Origin of the sequence: Pseudoxanthomonas sp. UTMC 1351 (assembly GCF_040948865.1) — a bacterium.
Classification (GTDB): Bacteria; Pseudomonadota; Gammaproteobacteria; order Xanthomonadales; family Xanthomonadaceae; genus Pseudoxanthomonas_A.
In genome coordinates this window covers 1-20,290 of sequence record NZ_JAVGJT010000043.1, presented here as the reverse complement: position 1 = coordinate 20,290, position 20,290 = coordinate 1, and the positions used below count along the sequence as shown (strand labels likewise).

The 20,290-nt window shown below is 61.6% G+C and carries 12 protein-coding genes; 6 read left to right on the top strand and 6 right to left on the bottom strand.

Going from position 1 to position 20,290, the window contains the following annotated elements:
* Positions 1-599 precede the first annotated feature (599 nt).
* The 3 genes from AB6O04_RS19750 to AB6O04_RS19740 form a co-directional block, all read right to left on the bottom strand.
* Positions 600-1,046 (bottom strand): pentapeptide repeat-containing protein, encoded by a 447-nt coding sequence (locus AB6O04_RS19750; RefSeq protein ID WP_368566119.1) that lies wholly within the window; start codon positions 1,044-1,046, stop codon positions 600-602.
* 1 nt (position 1,047) lies between these two features.
* Complete coding sequence (locus tag AB6O04_RS19745) at positions 1,048-5,466, bottom strand: RHS repeat-associated core domain-containing protein (RefSeq protein ID WP_368566118.1); 4,419 nt, start codon at positions 5,464-5,466, stop codon at positions 1,048-1,050.
* 256 nt (positions 5,467-5,722) lie between these two features.
* Positions 5,723-6,124, bottom strand: a complete 402-nt coding sequence (locus AB6O04_RS19740; RefSeq protein WP_368566117.1) for a hypothetical protein — start codon at positions 6,122-6,124, stop codon at positions 5,723-5,725.
* A gap of 213 nt (positions 6,125-6,337) precedes the next feature.
* On the opposite strand from AB6O04_RS19740, the gene AB6O04_RS19735 reads away from it, so the two are divergent.
* Both AB6O04_RS19735 and AB6O04_RS19730 read left to right on the top strand, forming a co-directional pair.
* Positions 6,338-6,589: a multiprotein-bridging factor 1 family protein gene (locus tag AB6O04_RS19735; protein ID WP_368566127.1), complete on the top strand. Its 252-nt coding sequence runs from the start codon at positions 6,338-6,340 to the stop codon at positions 6,587-6,589.
* 72 nt (positions 6,590-6,661) lie between these two features.
* Complete coding sequence (locus AB6O04_RS19730) at positions 6,662-7,492, top strand: hypothetical protein (RefSeq protein WP_368566115.1); 831 nt, start codon at positions 6,662-6,664, stop codon at positions 7,490-7,492.
* Positions 7,493-8,480: 988 nt separating this feature from the next.
* Here AB6O04_RS19730 and aceE read toward each other — a convergent pair.
* The gene (gene aceE, locus AB6O04_RS19725) at positions 8,481-11,174 is read right to left on the bottom strand and encodes a pyruvate dehydrogenase (acetyl-transferring), homodimeric type (protein WP_368566114.1); all 2,694 of its coding nucleotides are present in this window, start codon (positions 11,172-11,174) and stop codon (positions 8,481-8,483) included.
* A 237-nt stretch (positions 11,175-11,411) separates the two neighbouring features.
* Here aceE and AB6O04_RS19720 point away from each other — a divergent pair, with 237 nt between their 5' ends.
* The 4 genes from AB6O04_RS19720 to AB6O04_RS19705 are packed head-to-tail and all read left to right on the top strand — an operon-like array spanning position 11,412 to position 14,711.
* Positions 11,412-13,469 (top strand): SpoIIE family protein phosphatase, encoded by a 2,058-nt coding sequence (locus tag AB6O04_RS19720; RefSeq protein ID WP_368566113.1) that lies wholly within the window; start codon positions 11,412-11,414, stop codon positions 13,467-13,469.
* The gene (locus AB6O04_RS19715) at positions 13,441-13,878 is read left to right on the top strand and encodes an ATP-binding protein (RefSeq protein ID WP_368566112.1); all 438 of its coding nucleotides are present in this window, start codon (positions 13,441-13,443) and stop codon (positions 13,876-13,878) included. Before AB6O04_RS19720 ends, AB6O04_RS19715 begins: the two co-directional genes overlap by 29 nt.
* A complete protein-coding gene (locus AB6O04_RS19710) occupies positions 13,875-14,258 on the top strand; it encodes an STAS domain-containing protein (protein WP_368566111.1) in 384 nt (127 codons plus the stop codon). The genes AB6O04_RS19715 and AB6O04_RS19710 overlap by 4 nt, the downstream gene beginning before the upstream one ends.
* 36 nt (positions 14,259-14,294) lie before the next feature.
* Positions 14,295-14,711, top strand: a complete 417-nt coding sequence (locus AB6O04_RS19705) for an STAS domain-containing protein (RefSeq protein ID WP_368566110.1) — start codon at positions 14,295-14,297, stop codon at positions 14,709-14,711.
* 517 nt (positions 14,712-15,228) lie between these two features.
* On the opposite strand, the gene AB6O04_RS19700 is transcribed toward AB6O04_RS19705, so the two are convergent.
* A complete protein-coding gene (locus tag AB6O04_RS19700; RefSeq protein WP_368566109.1) occupies positions 15,229-17,391 on the bottom strand; it encodes a phosphocholine-specific phospholipase C in 2,163 nt (720 codons plus the stop codon).
* A gap of 240 nt (positions 17,392-17,631) precedes the next feature.
* Entirely contained in the window at positions 17,632-19,965 is a 2,334-nt protein-coding gene (locus AB6O04_RS19695) for a TonB-dependent receptor (RefSeq protein ID WP_368566126.1), read from the bottom strand.
* Between the last annotated feature and the right edge of the window lie 325 nt (positions 19,966-20,290).

The following is a 20,290-nucleotide window of genomic DNA, read 5'->3' as shown; positions in this document are numbered from 1 at the left end:
TGATTGACCAGATCTGCGTATCCCGCTTGCTGGTCTGCGAATACGGGAAGTGTTGGGATTCTAGTCTAGTTTTACCGGGCCCAGATCCCGCCATGCACAACATGGCAACAAGTATTTGTGGCGTCCCGGCACGCTATGGGTGGCACGATTCAAGTCAGCGCTGGTCGATCATGATCGCTACCTGCTGACCTGCTATCGCTACATCGAGCTAATCCGGTCCTGGCAGGGATGGTGGTTCATCCGAGGGACTACCGATGGTCGAGCCATCACTGCAATGCCCAAGGCATCGACGAAGCACGCATCACGCCGCACCCGTGCTATCTCGACTTGGGCCTCTGCCCGACAGAACGTCAGCAGATCTACCGCTTCCTGTTCCAATACGCTCCGCCCTCTGAAGACACCGAGGCCCTACGGGCGCACACGCACCAACAGCGCGCCGTTGGCAGCGACCGCTTTCGCGCACAGGTCGAGACTCTAACCCAGCGCGCCGCCACCCTCAGACCGCGTGGCCGCCCGTGTGCGGGAGATAAATGAACCTGACCCCTTTTTTGCTAGAACAAGAAGCGGTTGGAGAATGCCTTTGCCCCTGCGAAACACCCTCAGCTCTCCTCGGTCTTCAAAACCATGCCGTGTGCCGCAGGATCGAAGAACTCCGGGAAAATTGTGTCATTGTCGTACTCAACGCCATCGAGAACGGCGCCATCGAGTATGGCAGAAGTCAAATCAGCGCCAGCAACAGATCCGCTGTTTCCAAATGCATCTTGTGTGAACTTGGCATTTGAAAAATTGACATGCCTTAGAACGGCGTTCTGGAGATTCGCGCCGCTCAAGTCGGCATCGGAGAAATTGCTGAAAGAGAGGTCGGCCTCTGAAAGCAATGGCTTGTACATTTTGCAGCCTGAGAAGTCCATCGCAGGCAGCTTCGCGCACGGGGCGAAAAGTGTCTCCAACGTTAGCCCTTTGAATCCAGTTGATGCGTCATCGACATGCAGCACAAAGATACGTTCGCCGTATGCATTTAATATTTCGAGCTTTTGCTTCTTCATTTTAAGTGGATGCCGCTAGATAGCCGATAAGCATGATTAAAAGAATTGTTCCTATGCCTGCGGCCGGAGCAGTCTGCGGGTTTTTCGCGGGATCTTCTGCATTGGCTGGAGAGGAAACTGGCACCGGGCACGCGGGACCCGGTCCGCGACAATGACGATCGTAGTCATCTTCCAGCTTGCGCGCTTGACTATCCAGTATGTTGATGAGCGTCATGTGCCCCATTCGATCTGCTCGCAAAGGTCCTGGCGCGGTATTGGGGAGATTGCCCGAGTTCCTATCAAATTCAGAGAACCTTTTGCCAATCTCGTCACGCTTTTGTTTTATCTGACGAAGTATTTCCGCACATCGTTGAGGATCCCATGGCATCGGAAACTTATCACTTAATGGACTTCCAAATAGGCCAAAGTGATCGGTGAATAAGTTTGGGCTGCTCTCGGCGTACCGATAGGTTGAGATGTCACTGGCAAGGCTAATCGGATCGCTTTGGGCATATCTCCCCGTAGCTGAGTCGTAGTCCCGAAAATAATTCTGGTTCAGCCCACTCACCGCATCAAACCGCTGCCCTGGAAACCGCATATCAAACACGAACGCGTTCGCGTCCCCATCCGGATTCTGATCCGGTGCGGTGTTACCGAAGGCGTCACCCTTCACGTCCCAGGTCCACACCGGCACGTCGCGTGCCACTTCGATGACGACACGCGGAGTCCCTAGGTGGTCGGGTTGGATGTAGTGCAATTGGTTGCCGTTGGCGAGCAGACCCACCGGCAGGTCGTCCATCCAGAGGGCTTGCTGGAGTGGTGTGCCAGCGTCGTCGTAGTCGCCCAACCAGTGGCCGGCTTCATCGTAAAGCGTATAGGTGTTGCTGGTGCCGAGGTGCTTGCGGACTTGTTCGCCACGGCCGTTGTAGGCGTAGTTCATCGCCACCACGCCGGCTTGTTTGACCTGGCTCATACGGTTGGCGTCGTTGTAGACGAACTCCTTGGCGGCGCCGATGTTGAGGGTGTTGCCTACTTCGTCGTAACCGCGGATCACGCCGCCGACGTCGGTGAGGCGGTGGTTGTTGGTGAGGTAGCCATAGGCGCTGGTGCCGGCGGCGGTGGTGTGGGCGGTGCGGTTGCCGGTTTTGTCGTAGGTGTAGGTGTCGATGGGGGTCTGGGTGGGGCCGTCGCGGGTTTCGGTCAGGCGGCCGAGTGGGTCGTAGACGAAGGAGAGCGGCGGGGGTGAGCCGCTGGTCAGCTGAGTCAGGTTGCCGACGGCGTCGAAGCCGAAGTTCAGCGATAGGCCACCGGTGCCGGGGTCTTGGACCGCCAGCGGGCGGTAGTCTTGGTCCAGCGAGCGCAGCATCTGCCGGCCGTTGCCGTAGCTCCAACTCGCAACGGGGCCAAACGGGTGATAGCTGGCTTGGTACAGCAGCACATCGCGTGGTTGGCCGGTGCGGGTGACGCCGACTTCCGTGGTTCGGCCTTGCGCGTCGCGGACGTAGTCCACGGTGGTGCCGTCCGGGTAGATCATGGCCTGTAGCTGGCCGGCCAGGGTGTAGGCGTAACGCAGCACAAAGGTGACGCCGTTGGTGGTCTGCACCTTGCGGGCCAGGTTGCCGAAGCGGTCGTAGCAGTACTGGGTGGCGCCGCTACCGTCAGTCATGGTGCTGAGCCGACCGATGGCGAAGCCTTCGCCCGCTGCGCACACCGTTGGCACGATGTCGTAGGTGTAGGCGATATTCAACGCGGCATCCGGGTACACGATGCTCGTCAGCCGGTTGAGGGCGTCGTAGTCGTACTGCGTGATGACGCCGCGCGCATCGGTCTGGGTCTTGCGGTTGCCGGCGCTGTCGTAGGTGTAGGTGGTGGTGCCAGTGTCCGGGCTTTGCAGCTGAGTCAGATCGCCCAGGCCGTTGTAGGTGTAGCGGGTGTCCAGACCTTTGGGGTCGGTGACCTGGGTCAGGTTATCCAGGGCGTCGTATTGGAACTGGGTCTCGGCGGCGATGCCACCCACATCCTGCAGCGTCCGGGCCAGTCGATTCAGCGGGTCGTAGTCGTTGTCGGTGACCCGGCCCAGGGCATCGGTGATGGTGTTTGGGTTGCCATTGGCATCGTAGGTGAAATCAGTGGGGTTGGCTTGCGCGTCCGCCTGTGTGGCCAACTGGCCCAGCTGGTTGTAGACGCGCGACAGTGTGCGCTTGAGGTTGCCGCCAGCGTCCTTGGTGTCTTCCTTGATGCGATTGCCGGCGTTGTCCAGCACGTAGTGGATCTGGTTGCCGGCGTTGTCGGCGATATCGGTCAGCCGATGCGCCGCGTCATAGGTGTACGCCGTGAACGCGCCGTCCGGCTGGGTCACCTTCTTCACCAGCCCCGTCGGCCAATACTCGATGCGGGTGATCTGGTCGTCGGCTTCCGAAGTACCAACCGTGCCGCGGGTCTTGCGTGCGGTCAGCCAGCCACGCGGGTGGTACTCGAAATCGGTGATGATGCCGTTGGGGTCCTTGACCGACAGCACGCGGCCGGCGCCGTCGTAACGCAAGGTCTCGGTAACCTGGCCCAGCGCGTTGGTGACTTTCCAGAGGTCGCCTTTGCGGTGCGGACACGTGGTGGGAGATGTGGCGCAGGTGGCGTCGTCGGCCGGGTAGTAGGTGTAGGTGGTGGTGTCTACCGTGCCGTCTAGCGGACCATCCACTGAAGTGGTCAGGCCGACCAGGGGACAGGTGCCAGCGGTAACGTCGGCTTGTTCGCAGTAGGTGCTGGTGACAGTGCGAGCTACGTTCGTGGCAGGATCAATCTGTGTCGAGGTCAGCGCTTGGCCGCGGGTGTTGTAGGTCCAGGTGGATTTGCTGACCAAGGTATTGGTGGCGTTGTAGGTGCGGCGTTCGGATGGGACTCGGAAATCCGCGTGCCAATCGATCTGAGCAGTCCTCTTTCTGCCCGTGGTGTCGTTGCTGGCTTCGGTCTTCTGAACCACCAGGCCACGAACGTCGTAGTCGTTATCCGTGGTGATTCCGGAAAATTCGACACTCAGATCCGGATAGCCATTCTGGTCATAGGTTCGGGACTGTAACGACTGCCCATCACATCCTGGGCAGAGCTTGTTGGAAGCAGCAAGCTTGGCTCTTCCCGCCTGCCTCACAGCGATGTGCGTAACGCTTTCACCCAGGGGGTAAGTCGCGGTGACGCCGGAGGTACTGTAGGAAAACTGGATCTTCTCGATACTCCCAGAGGGATCACCCTTAACGGTGCTCTGCACTTGTCCACTGGAGTTATAAGTCCAAGTGACATGTGCCCCGTTCGTCTCATCGACTTTTCCTGTCAAGGCATAGGGACGCGCACTGTCTTCGTACTTGTACCGGATGGAATCAAACTGAGGCGTTCCATCAGACGTCCCGGTCTGATATTGCACCGCCTCAAGACGGCCGTCAGTGTCGAATCCATACTGAATCTTTGAACCGTCGGGGAGCGTTAAGCCCGACAGCCTGTCGGCGGTATACGTCAAGGCAATCGAACGTCCGTGCCTGTCGGTCACCGCTGAAGGCTTGTCCGAGACATAGGTGACGATTAGTTCATCGCCATTCAACTCTGAAACAGAAGACAGCTTGCCGTCCAGATCAAAGCGCTCGACAGAATTTTGGGATGTTCTGACCTCCCACCCGGTTTGAGTCGAGCCACTCATGAGCGGCGCGAGACTGTACTTCACGTCGGTGTCGCCGACCCAGATACCGCTCGAATTTCGGGTGTAAAGATATAGATCGCCGTTCGGACGGCTAACGAGGGCGGTGGTTACGCCGGAAACCTCATAGACATCTACACGCCGGTCGAGCCAAGTCCTCCAACGAGGCCCGATAGCTGCCCCCCGCGGTTGGATGGGTTGCTGGCTAGAGTAGTAGCGATTCCATTCCAGCCCGCCAGATGCAGCGCGATAGTCGACGGCAGTTTCCAGCTTCCCGCCAGTAAGAAAATTGACCGGATTCCCGGCCAGTATGGGCCCGGTTACCGTGCAATCACCACAGTCGTTGTTCTTCCCTGGGTCCAAAGGTTCTGGTGATCCCGGCAGCACAGCAGCGGGTAACGAAAAGTATGCATAAGTCCAGCCTTTCCACTCCCAGGATGCACCGCTGTCGTCCGACTCCAGTGTCTTCACGAGAAATCGGCCTGTCCGCGGATTGCTTTCACCAAACTCGCAGGTTCCTGGGTGAACCTTGCTCAGAAAATAGTTCGCCGGATACATCTGCTGGATACGAAAATCGCTGTACGCCTTTGTCAATCGCTGGCATTCAGCAAATGCTTGTGCCCTGCTGCAGTTCCAGTAGGTGCCACCGAATACCGTGCAGAGGTTCTCCGGATATCCCTGTGCGGACGCCATGGAAAAGCGGGTGTACGGCGCATAGAAAACCAAAGTCACTATCGCGACCGTTATAAACTTCTTGAACATGTTGCCCCTTAGTTCTACTTCTTCTGTCCTCGCCGCCAGTCTTCCGTTGAGCGGTCCCGGGAAGATACTGCTCTACGTCTCGCTCCAAGCCTCGGTCATTGGTCTATGGAAGAACTTGAGATAGACATGATTGAGCAGTGAAGGCTTCCCCTGGCTAAGAGAGGCTATGAAGTAAACACGTTTACCGCAAGCGGACTGACGACGCAGAGCTGCAATGGCTGTATCACCGATTTCAGACCGCCGTAGGCAAGATGCATTACCCAAGGCTACGCGATACCTTCGCCGCCACGTCGGGATGCTGCTGGTAGTACCGCGCGTTCTCCGCCAGCGCCATCCAGCGCTGGCGCTCCTGCGCCAGCGTTGCTACTTGGGTCGCGCTGGCGACGAGGTCATCAGGTGGATGCCTCCCGCAATCTTCCATCCAATACAACATCAGCCACAGCAACTGGTTGGCCCGCTCACGGCACAGCCGCGCCTGATGCGAAGCATGGCGGTGCAGCGAATCCAGTTGCTCAGTGCCAAGGCGCGTCAATCCCGCATCGGCCAATGCGGCTCCTTGGCCACCTTGCAATAGCGAGATCATCTGCTCCAGCGAAGTGCGGGAGTCCGCCTCAATGGCTTTTGTATCCGTTCGTCTGTGTTCCTTGTCTGCCAGCATCCTTTTCTCCTTTTATGTTCCGTTGACTCGTGACTTCGCATGGCGGACCTGCCAGTAGTCGACCTTCATCATGGGAAGTCCCGCCGGTTTGCGCCTACCCGGCATAGACCACAACGTCAGGCGATTGGGCATCCGTCACGGGAACTGTATCTACTTTTCAGATATTTGAAAACCAGATATAGGGTGGGTGCGGTCTTCATTCGTGCCGCCGCAATGTCCGCCAAGTCGATCCACAAGGCCGAGTACCAGCCGCTGCTCCAACTACTGCTTGATATCCGGACTAAAGCCGGCCTGACGCAGACTGAGCTATCCGCATTGCTCGGGCGTCCACAGTCCTACGTCAGCGATGTCGAGCGTGGCACCCGGAGGTTGGACCTGCTGCAGTTACGCGAGTACTGCCTGGCCTGCGGTCAGGATCTGGTCGGATTCGTAAGAAGGTTTGAGAAGGCGATCACCCATAGGTGAACCCAGCGGCTTGCTATCGTGTAATCGAGCTGCAAACCGCGTGTCATCTTCGACTTATAGGTGAACCTCACCATGAAGCCCGCCCTCCTCGTCCTTTGCCTGCTCAGCCCTGGCGCGCTGGCGTGCGACACGTCGCACCTGTCGTTGTCGGGTGCGCTCACGGTGAACACCTGCTCTTCCACGCAGGGTTCGCCCGATTGCGTTCACTCCGGCAAAGCGCTGTACGAGTACATGGAAGCAGTGCCGGACATCGATTCAATTTTGACGATCGGCCTTCAGGCGAGTCCTTGGCGCATGTACGACGGTCAGATGCGCATCCTCACCGTCGACGACGTAGCAGATGTCATACGGCCCCAGCTCGGCAAGCTGGAGCGTGTCGAGTTCATCGCTTCTTGGATGGGCGTATCACCGGAACCGGGGGTTCCGTCATTGGCCGACCGCGTGTCGAAGGCTCTCGGCGGCTTCCCTGTGCGGGGCGAGGACGGCTTTCTATGGCTGGCGCAGGACGGCGCACGCCGCACTACACGCCAAGCATTCACCGTGCGCGAAGGCGCGGGGTCGTACTCCCTGCCGAAGGGCGACGAAGTGTTCGTGCCGCTGGTAGCCGGCTGGCCTGCCTTCGTAGAGGAGCAGATTCCGGAGGACGACGCCGAAATGTTGATGCGCGCTGCCGCCGGCTGGGACGTCTTCTTCCTGTGCCCGGATAAGGCGCTCGCCGGATTCGAACACGCCGCAAAGAAAGGCAGCGCCATCGCCGCCTACAACGCCGCTCTCATGCGCCTGGAGCGCAACGCCGACGGTGACCGCACCCTTGCACTAGCGCTGCTCGAACGCGGTGTGGCGCTAGGCGACGCCAAGTCGCGCGTAAGGCTCAATGCAGAACGCGCGCGTAAGGACAAGTGAAGGTCGAACCGACCCCGAACCGGAGTCCGAGACCTGGGGCAGATCGCACTTTTCCTACAGGTTCTCGCGGCAAGCGCAGATCGCCGCCGAACGCGTCTGTACGCGATTTCGTCTGTTGCGAACAGAGGAAAGTGCAATCTGACCCCTGTTTTCCTACAGGCGTTCCGCCAACTCACCACCCTCGAAAGCAGTCAGCCGCTACTTGCATGTAAGTGGACCTGACTCCGTTCCCGTCTGTTCAACCGCATCAGGTCGCTCGTGTTTGACTCCGGAGGCATTCGACCGCCACCTCAAGCAACTCCTCGCTGGGCTGCATCGACCCCCACTCCCTCCAGAAGTCACGGGTGGCGCTGTCAGGCTTCACTTGTGGCTGATCGAGCCTAATTCTGGTTGGCAAAAGAACCGCATCGCCAAGAAGCAAGGCTTCGCCTGTATCCAGCAGCGGCAGCATGGCCGTGAGCCCAACTAGAGAGTCCGGCATCAATCGCTTGATGACGTTCTGGTCGCTGTCATTCGTTAATCTCAATGCCAAGAAATTATTGCACTGCGAAAGAATTGTCCGACTTACGTCAGAAGGCCTTTGGCTTACCACGAGCAGTGAGAAACCATACTTTCTACCCTGGGGGCGCACTTCAGCAGGGCTGCCTCCAACCCCTCAGCCATAATGCTGGGATGGATTTTCTCCCATAGCTTGCTGTCCTCTTCGGACAGTATTGCGGGAATGTGCGTGACAAGATGGTTGCCTAATGCCTCCATGCCCGGAACACCTTCGGCGCAGGACAGCCCTGAGCCGACGATAAGAACAAGACCATCGCCAAGATGGCCCTGTAGTCGCTTCTTTAGATCAGCAAGTTCCACGCCCCCCCCAATAGTGCCGCGGCGCAATTTCGCCGTAAGACTACATCGGTTTCCTACTCCAGATTCGCACCTGAAAAAGAAGGGCGTCCACTGGACGCCCTTCTGAGATACACAATCCACCCAGCACTATTCAAACCCCAACCGGATTAACCTTCTCCACATCAATCTTGTACTGCTTAATCGCTCTCGCCACATCCTTACCCGTCATCTTGCCTTCCTTAGCCAACGCCGCAATCGCGGCATGCGCAATGTAGTACCTATCCACTTCGAAGAAGCGGCGCAGGTTGGCGCGGGTATCCGAGCGGCCGAAGCCGTCGGTGCCCAGTACGGTGTAGCTCATTGGGATGAAGGCGCGGATCTGGTCGGCGAAGCCGCGGACGTAGTCGGTTGCGGCGATGGCGGGGCCGCTGCGGCCTTCGAGGTTTTCGGTGACGAATGCTTTGCGCGGGGTCTTGGCTTCGGGGTTGAGGCGGTTCCAGCGTTCGGCGTCGAAACCGTCGCGGCGGAGTTCGTTGAAGCTGGGGCAGGACCAGATGTCGGCGCTGACGCCGAAGTCCTTGTCCAGCAGTTCGGCGGCGAACATGGCTTCGCGCAGGATGGTGCCGCTGCCGAGCAGTTGCACGCGCAGTTCGCCCTTCTTGGGCTTGCCGGCGTCCTTCAGCAGGTACATGCCCTTGATGATGCTTTCGGCCGCGCCTTCCGGCATGTCCGGCTGGGCGTAGTTTTCGTTCATCAGGGTGATGTAGTAGTACTCATCCACCTGCTCTTCCATCATCCGCTTGACGCCGTGTTGCAGGATGACGGTGACTTCGAAACCGAAGGTGGGGTCGTAGCTGCGGCAGTTGGGAATGGCGCCGGCCAGCAGGTGGCTGTGGCCGTCTTCGTGCTGCAGGCCTTCGCCGTTGAGCGTGGTGCGGCCGGCGGTGCCGCCCAGCAGGAAGCCGCGGGTACGCATGTCCGCCGCCTGCCACGCCAGGTCGCCGACGCGCTGGAAGCCGAACATGGAGTAGTAGATGTAGAACGGCAGCATGGGCACGTTGCTGACCGAGTAGCTGGTGCCGGCGGCCATCCACGAGGCGATGGCGCCTGGTTCGCTGATGCCCTGCTGCAGCACCTGCCCGCCCTGGTCTTCGCGGTAGTACATCAGCTGGTCGGCGTCGACCGGCTTGTACTTCTGGCCGAACGGCGCATAGATGCCGATCTGGCGGAACATGCCTTCCATGCCGAAGGTGCGCGCTTCGTCGGCCACGATGGGGACGATGCGCGGACCGATCTGCTTGTCGCGCAGGGTGATGTTGAGCGCCTGCACGAACGCCATGGTGGTGGAGATTTCGCGGTCGCCGGTGGACTTGAGCAGACGGTCGTAACTTTCCAGCTTGGGCGCTTCCAGCGACAGGTCGGCCTTGCGGCGGCGCTGCGGCAGGTAGCCGCCCAGTGCGGCGCGGCGTTCCTTGAGGTACTGCACTTCCGGCGAGTCTTCGCCGGGGTGGTAGAACGGAATCTGTGCGTCGTCTTCCAGCTGCTTGTCGCTGACCGGGATATTGAAGCGGTCGCGGAAGGTCTTGATGGCTTCGTTGTCCAGCTTCTTGGTCTGGTGGGTGGGGTTGAGCGATTCGCCCGCCGAACCCATGCCGTAGCCCTTGACCGTCTTGGCCAGGATCACCGTGGGCATGCCCTGGGTGTTCACGGCTTCGTGGTAGGCGGCGTAGACCTTGTGCGGGTCGTGGCCGCCGCGGTTGAGGCGCCAGATGTCGTCGTCGGACAGGCTGGCCACCATGGCGGCGGTTTCCGGGTACTTATTGAAGAAGTTGGCGCGCGTGTAAGCGCCGCCGAACGCCTTGCAGTTCTGGTATTCGCCGTCAACCGTTTCCATCATCAGCTTCTTCAGCACGCCGTTGGTGTCGCGCGCCAGAAGCGGATCCCAGTAGCTGCCCCACAGCAGTTTGATGACGTTCCAGCCGCCGCCGCGGAACACGCCTTCCAGTTCCTGGATGATCTTGCCGTTGCCGCGTACCGGGCCGTCCAGGCGCTGCAGGTTGCAGTTGACGACGAAGATCAGGTTGTCCAACCCTTCGCGGCCGGCCAGGGCGATGGCGCCCAGGGTTTCCGGCTCGTCGGATTCGCCGTCGCCGATGAAGCACCACACCTTGCGGTCGGACTTCTCGATCAGGCCGCGGTGCTCCAGGTACTTCATGAATTGCGCCTGGTAGATCGCCGCCAGCGGGCCCAGGCCCATCGACACGGTGGGCGTCTGCCAGTAGTCCGGCATCAACCAGGGATGCGGATAGGAAGAAATGCCCTGGCCGTCGACTTCCATGCGGAAGTTGTCCAGCTGTGCTTCGTTGATGCGGCCTTCCAGGAACGAGCGCGCGTAGATGCCGGGCGAGCTATGGCCCTGGATGAACAGCAGGTCGCCGGGGTGTTGGTCGCTGGGCGCGCGCCAGAAGTGGTTGAAACCGACGTCGTAAAGCGTGGCACCGGAGGCGAAGCTGGCGATGTGTCCGCCCAGGTCGCCGGGCTTGCGGTTGGCGCGCACGACGGTCGCCATGGCGTTCCAGCGGATGATCGAACGGATACGCCATTCCAGCGCCGGATCGCCGGGCGATTTGGCCTCGTTCTGGGGGGCGATGGTGTTGACGTATTCAGTGGTGGGCGAGAACGGCAGGTAGGCGCCAGCGCGGCGCGTCAGTTCCACCATGCCTTCCAGCAGCTGGTGGGCGCGCAGGGCGCCTTCGTTGTCGATCACCGCCTGGATAGAATCGATCCACTCCCGGGTTTCGGTCGGGTCCGGATCGTTCTGCAGCATCTCGTTCAGCCAGTTCATTACCACTCCCGTAGCACCACGCCTGCGCGCGGCTGTTATCGTTTTAGTGAGTTCTAAAGTGTAACGCACCGCCACGCCCGGACACGCCCGGCCAGGGCTGATTTCGGGGCTACGCGTGCGTATGGAAGGCGTTTTTTCGCTGTCCCAGGACAAGCCACCACACCAAAGTGAGACCTTTGACGCTTTGCAGCAAAGCACACGTCATATCATCGGCGGCGGGAAGATCGGGGGATCGGAATGTCGGGAAGACAACAACCAACGCAAGCACCGCCGCATGTCGATAAAGACACGCAAGGCAGGTTTGGCAACGGCGTGCAGTGGGGACGAAGCCTGCGCACGCGCATCGCGTTGTGGGCGGGCTTGGTCAATGTGGTGCTGTTGTTGCTGCTGGCATTGACGGCGGCTTGGTTTGGCCGGCGCGCCATCGAAGAAGACGCGCGCCACGACACCCGCGCCAGCACGCAAGAAGCCGCGTCGCGGTTGGACGACGCGATGCGCGTGGTGACCATCACCACGCAGGGTGTGTCGAACCTGGTGGCCAGTTCGAACCTGGATGCCGAAGAACTGACCATCACGCTGCGTGCGATGGTGAAAGCCACGCCCGGTTGCGCGGGCGGGTTGTTGATCCTGGAACCGCGGCAACGCGACGATGCGATGTTCGCCCGGTATGTCGCCGCGAATGGCCGCGACCGCGATCTCGCCGCTGACGGCTATGCCTTTCGCAACCAAGGCTGGTACCAGCGCACCGTGGCGGCACCCGCCGGTTGGTGGTCCGAGCCCTATCTCAACGAAACCGCCGGCGGCGTGTGGATGGTCACCTACAACATGCCGTTGCGCGACCCGGGCCGCGGTGCGGTCACGCGCGGCATGGTCAGCCTGGATCTGCCGTTGAGCAACCTGACCGAAATGGTCGAATCAATGGCGAACATGCCGGGCTGGCGGGTGTCGCTGGTGGCGCCAGCGGGCACGCTGGCCATGAATCCGGAAGTGGAAGTCGAACAGCTGGAAACATTGGACGATTACATCCGCCGCGTTGGCCGCCACGATTTCGCACCCGCCGCCGAAGCCGTACGCTCACGCCAGCGCGTGCAGTTTGTACATACCGATCTGAAAAGCGCAGAGAAGCGCTACACGGTGGTGGAACCGGTGGGCGACAGCGGTTGGATGCTGTTGGTCGCGCAGTCTTATGGGTTGATCGTCGCGCGGCTCAACCATGCGCTTTATCTGCTGATCGCGGTGGGCGCACTGTTGGCATTGATCTGCATGCTGGTGGTGCGCAAGCTGGCCCGCCGCATCAGCCGGCCGATGGAACGCTTGTCGGATTCCGCCGCGCACTTGGCGCAGGGCCATTACGAAACGCCGGTGCCGCATACCGGCGGCAGCGACGAAGTCGGGCAGATGGCGCGCACGCTGGAACACGCGCGCGTTTCCATCCGCCAGCAGTTGCACGAAATCGAAGAGATGGGTGCGGCGCGGCAGAAGATCGAGAGCGAGCTGTCGATCGCGCGCGACATCCAGCTGGCCATGCTGCCGCCCGGTTGCGTGATCGATCGCCAAGGCATCCATCTGGAAGCGCAGGCGCAGCTGGAACCGGCCAAGGCGGTGGGCGGCGATTTCTACAGTTTCCTGGAGACCGGCGATGGCCGGCTGTGGTTCGTCATTGGCGATGTGTCGGACAAGGGCGTGCCAGCGGCATTGTTCATGGCACGCACCATGACCGTGCTGGAAGTCGCCGCGCGCGCAACGCAATCACTGGAACTCGTACTGGCGGAAGCATCGCGCCGACTGGTGGAAGGCAACGACACCTGCATGTTCGCCACCGTGCTGTGCGGCACCATCGACACGCAAAGCGGCGACTGCATCATGGCCAGCGCCGGCCACGACGCGCCGTTGCTGTTGCTGCCCGATGGCAGCACTGAGTGGGTGCCGGTGGAACCTGGGCCGCCGCTGGGGTTCGAGATCAGCCTGGACTTCCCGCTTTGGCGCGGAACATTGCCCGACGGCGCCACGCTGGTGGCCTACACCGATGGCGTCACCGAAGCATTCAACCAGGACAACGAGGCCTATGGCGTCGAGCGGCTGCGGGCTGCACTGCAGCCGCAATACAGCGCGCGCGAGCAGTGCCAGCGGCTGATCGCGCAGGTACATGCATTTACCAACCCCGCCCCGCAATCGGACGACATCACGGTGCTGGCGATCCAGTTGCGCCGCGTCGCGGCGGTGCCGGCCACGTCCCCCTATGACATATCCCCTCAGGAGTTAGCGCATGCAGATGCGATTGATGATCCCGCGTGAGTACGCCCGTGTCGACGACCTCAATGCCTCGCTGGAAGCCGTACTGGAGAACAATGGCGTCAGCCGCGGCTTGCGCGACGACGTGCGGTTGATCGTGGAGGAACTGGCCTGCAACGCCATCGAACATGGCGACCTGAGCGACATCGAAGCCGAGCAGCACGAATTGCGCGTGGACATCTCAATTCGCGATAGTCTGCTTGCGCTAGAGTTCCGCGAAAGCGGTGCGCCGTTCAACCCGCTGTCGCTGCCCTCGCCGGAATTGGATGCCGACATCCTGGACCGCCCGACCGGCGGCCTGGGTGTGCACCTGATCCGACAAGTGGCAGAAGAAATGCACTATGAGCGAGTGAACGGTTGTAATGTTTTGTCCGTCAGCTTGCGTATCCCCACATTGGAGAAACAAACATGAGTCTGGATATCCAGATCCAGCCACCAGGAAAAGGCAGCCAGCGCATCAACCTCAGCGGCCGCCTGGATACGCACACCTACGAAGACCTGGACCTGGCCCTGGTGCCGATACTGACACCGCAGCTGCATTCGCTGGTGCTGGATTTGTCCGGCCTGGAGTACATCAGCAGCGCCGGCATCCGTTCCATCTTCAAGGCGCGCAAGTATCTGGCGGCCGGTGGCGGCAAGGTGCTGGTGGTCAATCCGCAGCCGCAGATCCAGAAGGTCTTCGACGTGGTGAAGGCGGTGCCGATGAACGAGATTTTCTCTTCCACCGCCGAAGCCGATGCCTATCTGGACGCGATGCAGCGTAAAGTGCTGGAAGGCCAGGACGACGATTGACGCCTCGCCCGCCACGCCACACCAGGGAGAGTGCCGATGAAGCGGGCTGTCGAAAAACTCGTTATCGAGGTGTACCCGCCCGTCAACGGCAATCAGTACATCACCCTGGCCGGACGACTGGACACGCATAGCCATGCGGCGTTGGAAGAGCGGTTGGCGCCGTTGTTGGCCGGCAAGCCGAATGCGGTGGTGCTGGACCTGGCGCATCTGGAGTACATCAGCAGTGCCGGCGTGCGTTGCATCCTGAAAGCCCGCAAGTCGCTGGCCCCGCACGAAGGCAAGCTGCTGATCGTCCACCCACAGACGCAGATCCAGAAAGTGATCGAGTTGGCGCAGGCCGTACCGATGGACGACATCTTCGAATCCACCGCCGATGCGGATGCGTACCTGGATGCGATGCAGCGGCGGATATTGGATGGTGATCCGGAGCAGGCCCCGCCGGCGGTTTTGTAGCGGGCCGTTGCCTTTGCCTTTACAAGAGCGGCCTTCTTTTGTAGGAGCGGCCTTTGCTCTTGTAGGAGCGGCGTCTCGCCGCGAGCTCTTCGCTTTTATCGCGATCTGATGGAAAGAGCTCGCGGCGGGACGCCGCTCCTACGAAGGCAGGGTTTTTCCCTGTGGGTTCGCGAGGTGCTTCGTGATTTCATGAGCATGCTGGGCATCCGCAGAGCTCGCGCCGGGACGGCGCTCCTACAAGGTAGGAAGTTTCGTTATAGGAGCGACCCGCGGACATTGTTGTAGAAGCGGCCTTTTGCTCTTGTAGGAGCGGCGTCTCGCCGCCAGCTCTTCGCTTTTATCGCGATCTGATGGAAAGAGCTCGCGGCGGGACGCCGCTCCTACAAAGGCAGGGTTTTTCCCATGTGGGTTCGCGAGGTGCTTCATGATCTCAGCGCATGCTGGATATCCGCAGAGCTCGCGGCGGGACGCCGCTCCTACGAAGGCAGGGTTTTTCCCTGTGGGTTCGCGAGCTGGTTCATCCAAGTCGCCATAGCAAAGCGGCGCCGTGCATAGCGGGATCACTGATCGAATGCCACCCCGTTTCCGCGCGTCCCGCTAACCGCTGTTGCCAACCCGGGCGCTCGGGATCGCTTAGGTGCAGGTCGTACCAGCCGCCGGCGGAACCGAATGACCATTCGATGGTGCGTTCGTCGCCTGCGGTCAGCATGAGCGGCTCTTCCGGCATCTCGCTGGGGTAAACGTCGGCGCGTAGTTGCAATCGGCACGGTGCGGCACCGGGATTGCGCAGGTGCAGGCGCAGGCGGTCCTCGCTGGCGGCTTCGACCTCGGCGTCGATCCAACCTTGATCGATCAGGCCGCTGTAGTTCCGGTGGAATCCGTTCGGTCCCAACAACCACAGATCGTAGGCGCCTTCTTTCGCTGGCCGCCACCTGTCCTGCAGGCGTTCGCCGGCGCCTACGGTATAGCGGCGCGGAATGCGGTCCAATCGGTGGCGGTCGTAGACGTGCAGCACCGCGGCCGTGGTGCCCTGGTTGGCGAATGCCAGCGACACTTCGCGTTTGTTCGCGTCGATGGCGCCACTCACGCGCCACCGGTACGGTAGCGCGCGTGACCGCCGTACACCGGCTTCTTGCACGGGAACTTCGATGTCCGCGGGACCCGCCGGCGTGGTGCGGCCAGGCAAGGCCGCTGCGCGTGCCGCGACGGCGGCGGTGGCGGGAAGCCGCCCAAGCATGTCGCCAGGATCGGCGCGAGTGAAATCAAAGGCCGAGGTCAGGTCGCCGCAGACCGCGCGCCGCCACGATGAGATATTCGGTTCGGCCACACCAAACCGCTTTTCCAGGAAGCGCAGCACCGAGGTGTGATCGAACACTTCCGAATCCACCCAGCCGCCGGTGCTCCACGGCGAGACCACATACAGCGGTACGCGCGGTCCCAATCCGTACGGACGTTCGCGCAATGCGGGCAGGTCGTGCTTTTCGTTACCGGGACTGGCGTGCAGATGGTATTCGCCGTCGGTGGACACGGTGGAAGCGCCCGCCCAACCGTTCGGCGCGTCGTCATCGCGAGAAGGCGGCGCCGGTGGCGGCACATGATCGAAGAAGCCGTCGTTCTCATCGAACATCAACAGCAGCGCGGTGCGGCCCCACACGCGCGGATCGGCGGTGAGTGCATCCAGTACTTGCGCGGTGTACGCCGCGCCCTGCGCCGGACTGGAGGGATCCGGATGTTCGCTGGCCGCCGCTGGCGCGATAAGGAAGGACACCGCCGGCAGTTTGCCTTCGCGCACATCGCGGCGCAGCCGGTCCAGCCCGCAAGTGCTGACGCCGCGTTCGCGCAAGGCCTGATCGTGGCCAGGTGCCGACCGGTAGGCGCGGCGGAACACCTCGAAACCGGCCAACGGATTGTCGGTGAAGTTGTCGGCCATATCCTGGTAGATCTGCCATGACACACCAGCGCGTTGCAGGCGCTCCACATATGTGGTCCAGGCGTACGAAGCCGGATGGCCGCCTAGTTCGGGAAAGTTGTCGTGCGAGTTGGCCACCGCCGGCCCGCCACCGTGCGCATGCGGATCGATGCCGCCAGTCCACAGGAACAGGCGGTTGGGATTGGTGCCCGCCTGCATCGAGGCGTGGTAGGCATCGCATACGGTGAAGGCTTCGGCCAGGGCGAACTGGAACGGAATGTCCGCGCGCTGGTAATAGCCCATCGAATGATCGCGCTTGCTGGCCGGCCAATCCGCCATGCGTCCGTGATCCCAGGCGGTCTGCGCGTCCGGCCAGGTGTGCGGCGTGCCTTCGACGCGCATATGGCCGAAGTGCTTGGCGGTATCCAGCGCGAACGGGGCCATCGTCCGGCGGCTAGCCCGATCGAGATCAGGCGTAATGGAATCCGCGCGCGGCTGCACCCAGACATTGCGCGGTGGGGTGCCGGGCAGGTCGGGCGCTGGAATGGGAAAGCGATCGCCGAAACCACGCACCCCGGCCAGCGTGCCGAAGTAGTGATCGAAGGAGCGGTTCTCCTGCATCAACACCACGACGTGCGCGACGTCCTGCAAGGTGCCGCTGCGGATATCGGGCGCGATGGAAAGCGCGCGGGCGATGCTGGATGGCAGTATCGCCCCGGCGCCTGCGGCAACGCCCGCCCCCAGCAGCCGGCGGCGTACGTGATCGGTCATTGGGACTCCTGCGCCCGGCATTGCCGGGCGCGATTGAGACTAGGATAAGGTCTGCACAATTGTCGCCATGACCCAATGGCACTTCCTTGAGATTTTCCGGAATTGGGTGGGCCCCGGCCCACCCACGCCATGCCGGGATTCACATCGGTATCGGCGGGCTCAATTGAACTATCGGCGATAGTGAACTACCAGCGATAGGGATGGCGATGGTGGGCCGGGGCCCACCCTATGGAGCTCGAGTTAGAAATCCACCGTCAGCGCGACGCTCACTGCGCGCGGCGCACCGATGAAGGCCGAGCCGCCGCCATCCACGCCCGACAGGTAGCGCTTGTCGGTGAGGTTGTTGACCGTCAGGTCCACCGCCATGCCGCGCAGCCGTGGCGAGATATCCGCCAGGTCCACGCCGACATGTGCGTTGAACAGCGTTACCGCATCGATCTTCTCGCTGTTGGAAGCATCCAGGTAACGCTCGCCCAGATAGCGGCCCGAGACGCCGAAGTTCCAGGCTTCGCCCTGCCAGTCGGCCGACACTACCAAGGTGTGCTTGGGTATGCCGAGCACCTGCGCGCCTTCGACGATCTCCAGTGCTTCGTCGCGTTCGGCGTTGCCGCTGCCCAGGTAGGTGGACTTGTTGTAGGTATAGGCGCCGGACAACCGCCAGCCGTTGTCCCAGCCATAACCCAGCGCCGTTTCCAGACCGCGGCTGTGCACGCCGCCGAAGTTCTCGTAGACACCGTCGGTTTCGCCCAGGTAGTCGATGCCGTCGACGAAGCTGGCCGGTACGTAGACGATGCGATTGTCGAAGCGGATGTCGTACACAGTCACGCTGGCGGTCAGCGGCCAGCGGTTGACCCGCAAGCCCAGCTCGATGTTGTCCGCCGTTTCCGGCTGGACCCGGCTGAGAACCACAGGATCGGTTTCGCCAAGCACCCCGGAAGGAATGGCCGCGAAGTTTTGCGAGAAACCGGCGAACGCTTCCATGCCCTTGACCGGTGTGGTCCAGGTGAGGCCCGCGGAGAACAACGGGTCGGATTCCGAATCCGAACGCACGTGCTGCTGGTTGTTGATGCGCTCATCGCGGCGCTGGTCGACGAAGAACTGCTTGACGCCCAGGCGCGCGGCAAAGGCACCGAAACGGGCCACGTCTTCGACGTAGTACATGGTTTCGTCCAGCTCGTAAGCGTCCTTGAACTGCACCCAGTACGGACGGTGGTCGTAGTTCATGCCGACGCGCGTATCGAGCAGGCGGTGCCAGTCGCGGGTGACGCTGCGGCGCGCGCGCTCCAACCACAGGCCGCCGCGGATGGTGTTGTCCACCGCGCCGAAATCCTGCCGCCATTCCACGTCGGCGGTCACGCCGGTGCGGCGGTTGTCGTAGTGGCTGTGGCGGTACGACTGCACCGCCAGCGAACCCGCCGGATAGCAGCTTGGGTCGTATTCGGCCGGAATACCGCCGGTTCCGGTGCAGCCGGCGATCATGGTCGCAGCTGCGCCGTTGGCATCGACGAAGTAGAACCTGCCCAGGTTGGGCCCGCCGTAGTTGGTGGGGCCACCGGTGAATTCGGATTCGGGATTGCCGGCGCCGTCAGCATTGACGTTGGCCAGGTAAGGCGGAATCCAGTCACCGCGTCCTTTCATGCGATGGCCGTAGGCGGTAACGGTGGATTTGAAATTGCCGCCGTCGAAGTGGCCGCGCAGGTAGCCGAAGGTGTTCTCGCGCAGCGCACGCGAGCCGGAACGGTATTGCTGGTCCAGATAGGGAATGCCCGTCCATGTGCCGATCAGGCTGTCGTGTTCCGGATCGATGGCGTACTGCTCCAGCGACACGCTGGAATATTCGGATTCGTCGGCGTCGTCCCACGACAGGTAGCCGCTCAATTGCCAGCTGCCGAGATCGGTGACGAACTTGCCGGCCAGGTGGTCGCGCGTGGTTTTGCCGGAGCCGTCGATCCAATCGCGGTTCTCGGCGCTGGAGGCGCTGATCCATGCGCGCGTGTTACCCATGAGTTCGCCGCTGTCGTAGCGCACGTAGTACTTGCGCGCCTGGTGCTCGCCCGCGCCGACGACGAAACGCAGGCGTTGCTCGTCCAAAGGATCGTCGGTGACGTAGTTGAGCGTGCCGCCCAACGCTTCGTTGGAACGCGAAGCGATATCGGCGGTGCCTTGGCTGACTTCCACCGTCTGCAGGTTGAGGATGTCCAAGTAGCGGTTGGCGCGTGATCCGCCGCCGTAGCCCGATCCTCCGTTGGGCAACCCGTCGATAGTGGTGCCGATCTGCTGCGTGTCGCGGTTGCTGACGAAGCCGCGCATGCTGATCTGCGTGCCCCAATCGGAAGAACCGTAGGTATCGGCCTCGGTGACCAGCACGCCTGGCAGTTCGTTCAGTACGTCGTTGACGCTGGTCATCACCGACTGGCGATCCAGCATTTCGCGCGTCACCGAGCTCTTGGCGTAAGTGGTGGCCTGGCCAATGACGTCCACCTGCGACAGTGTGAACACGGCGCCATCGCCTGTAGCGTCTGGCGCCGCGGAGGGGCTATCGGGGGTGGACGCGTCCTGCGCCTGGGCGGTCATGACATGCAACAGCACGAGCGCCAGCAAGCTACGCTTGGGCGCGAAGAATCGCAAAGGGGAAGACATGGAGAGGAAGAGCCTTTCGGATGTTGTGGGGATAGGGCACCCGATATGTTTTCAGCCCTTCATGGCAATCGCGTGACTCGCGACCGCCAAGCATCCGGGTAGGAGCGGTCTCCGGCCGGTAGGAGCGGCGTCCCGCCGCGAGCTCTTTCCGTCAGATCGCGATAGAAGCGAAAAGCTCTTCAACAGCGAAGCTGGTCAAAGCTCGCGCCGGGACGGCGCTCCTACAGAAGCGGGGATATTTCCTTTTAGGAGCGGATCC

Excerpts from the sequence above, each read along its gene's own strand:
- AB6O04_RS19750 (WP_368566119.1), bottom strand. The coding sequence starts at position 1,046 with ATGAAGAAGCAAAAGCTCGAAATATTAAATGCATACGGCGAACGTATC.
- AB6O04_RS19745 (WP_368566118.1), bottom strand. The coding sequence starts at position 5,466 with ATGTTCAAGAAGTTTATAACGGTCGCGATAGTGACTTTGGTTTTCTAT.
- AB6O04_RS19740 (WP_368566117.1), bottom strand. The coding sequence starts at position 6,124 with ATGCTGGCAGACAAGGAACACAGACGAACGGATACAAAAGCCATTGAG.
- AB6O04_RS19735 (WP_368566127.1), top strand. The coding sequence starts at position 6,338 with ATGTCCGCCAAGTCGATCCACAAGGCCGAGTACCAGCCGCTGCTCCAA.
- AB6O04_RS19730 (WP_368566115.1), top strand. The coding sequence starts at position 6,662 with ATGAAGCCCGCCCTCCTCGTCCTTTGCCTGCTCAGCCCTGGCGCGCTG.
- aceE (WP_368566114.1), bottom strand. The coding sequence starts at position 11,174 with ATGAACTGGCTGAACGAGATGCTGCAGAACGATCCGGACCCGACCGAA.
- AB6O04_RS19720 (WP_368566113.1), top strand. The coding sequence starts at position 11,412 with ATGTCGGGAAGACAACAACCAACGCAAGCACCGCCGCATGTCGATAAA.
- AB6O04_RS19715 (WP_368566112.1), top strand. The coding sequence starts at position 13,441 with ATGCAGATGCGATTGATGATCCCGCGTGAGTACGCCCGTGTCGACGAC.
- AB6O04_RS19710 (WP_368566111.1), top strand. The coding sequence starts at position 13,875 with ATGAGTCTGGATATCCAGATCCAGCCACCAGGAAAAGGCAGCCAGCGC.
- AB6O04_RS19705 (WP_368566110.1), top strand. The coding sequence starts at position 14,295 with ATGAAGCGGGCTGTCGAAAAACTCGTTATCGAGGTGTACCCGCCCGTC.
- AB6O04_RS19700 (WP_368566109.1), bottom strand. The coding sequence starts at position 17,391 with ATGACCGATCACGTACGCCGCCGGCTGCTGGGGGCGGGCGTTGCCGCA.
- AB6O04_RS19695 (WP_368566126.1), bottom strand. The coding sequence starts at position 19,965 with ATGACCGCCCAGGCGCAGGACGCGTCCACCCCCGATAGCCCCTCCGCG.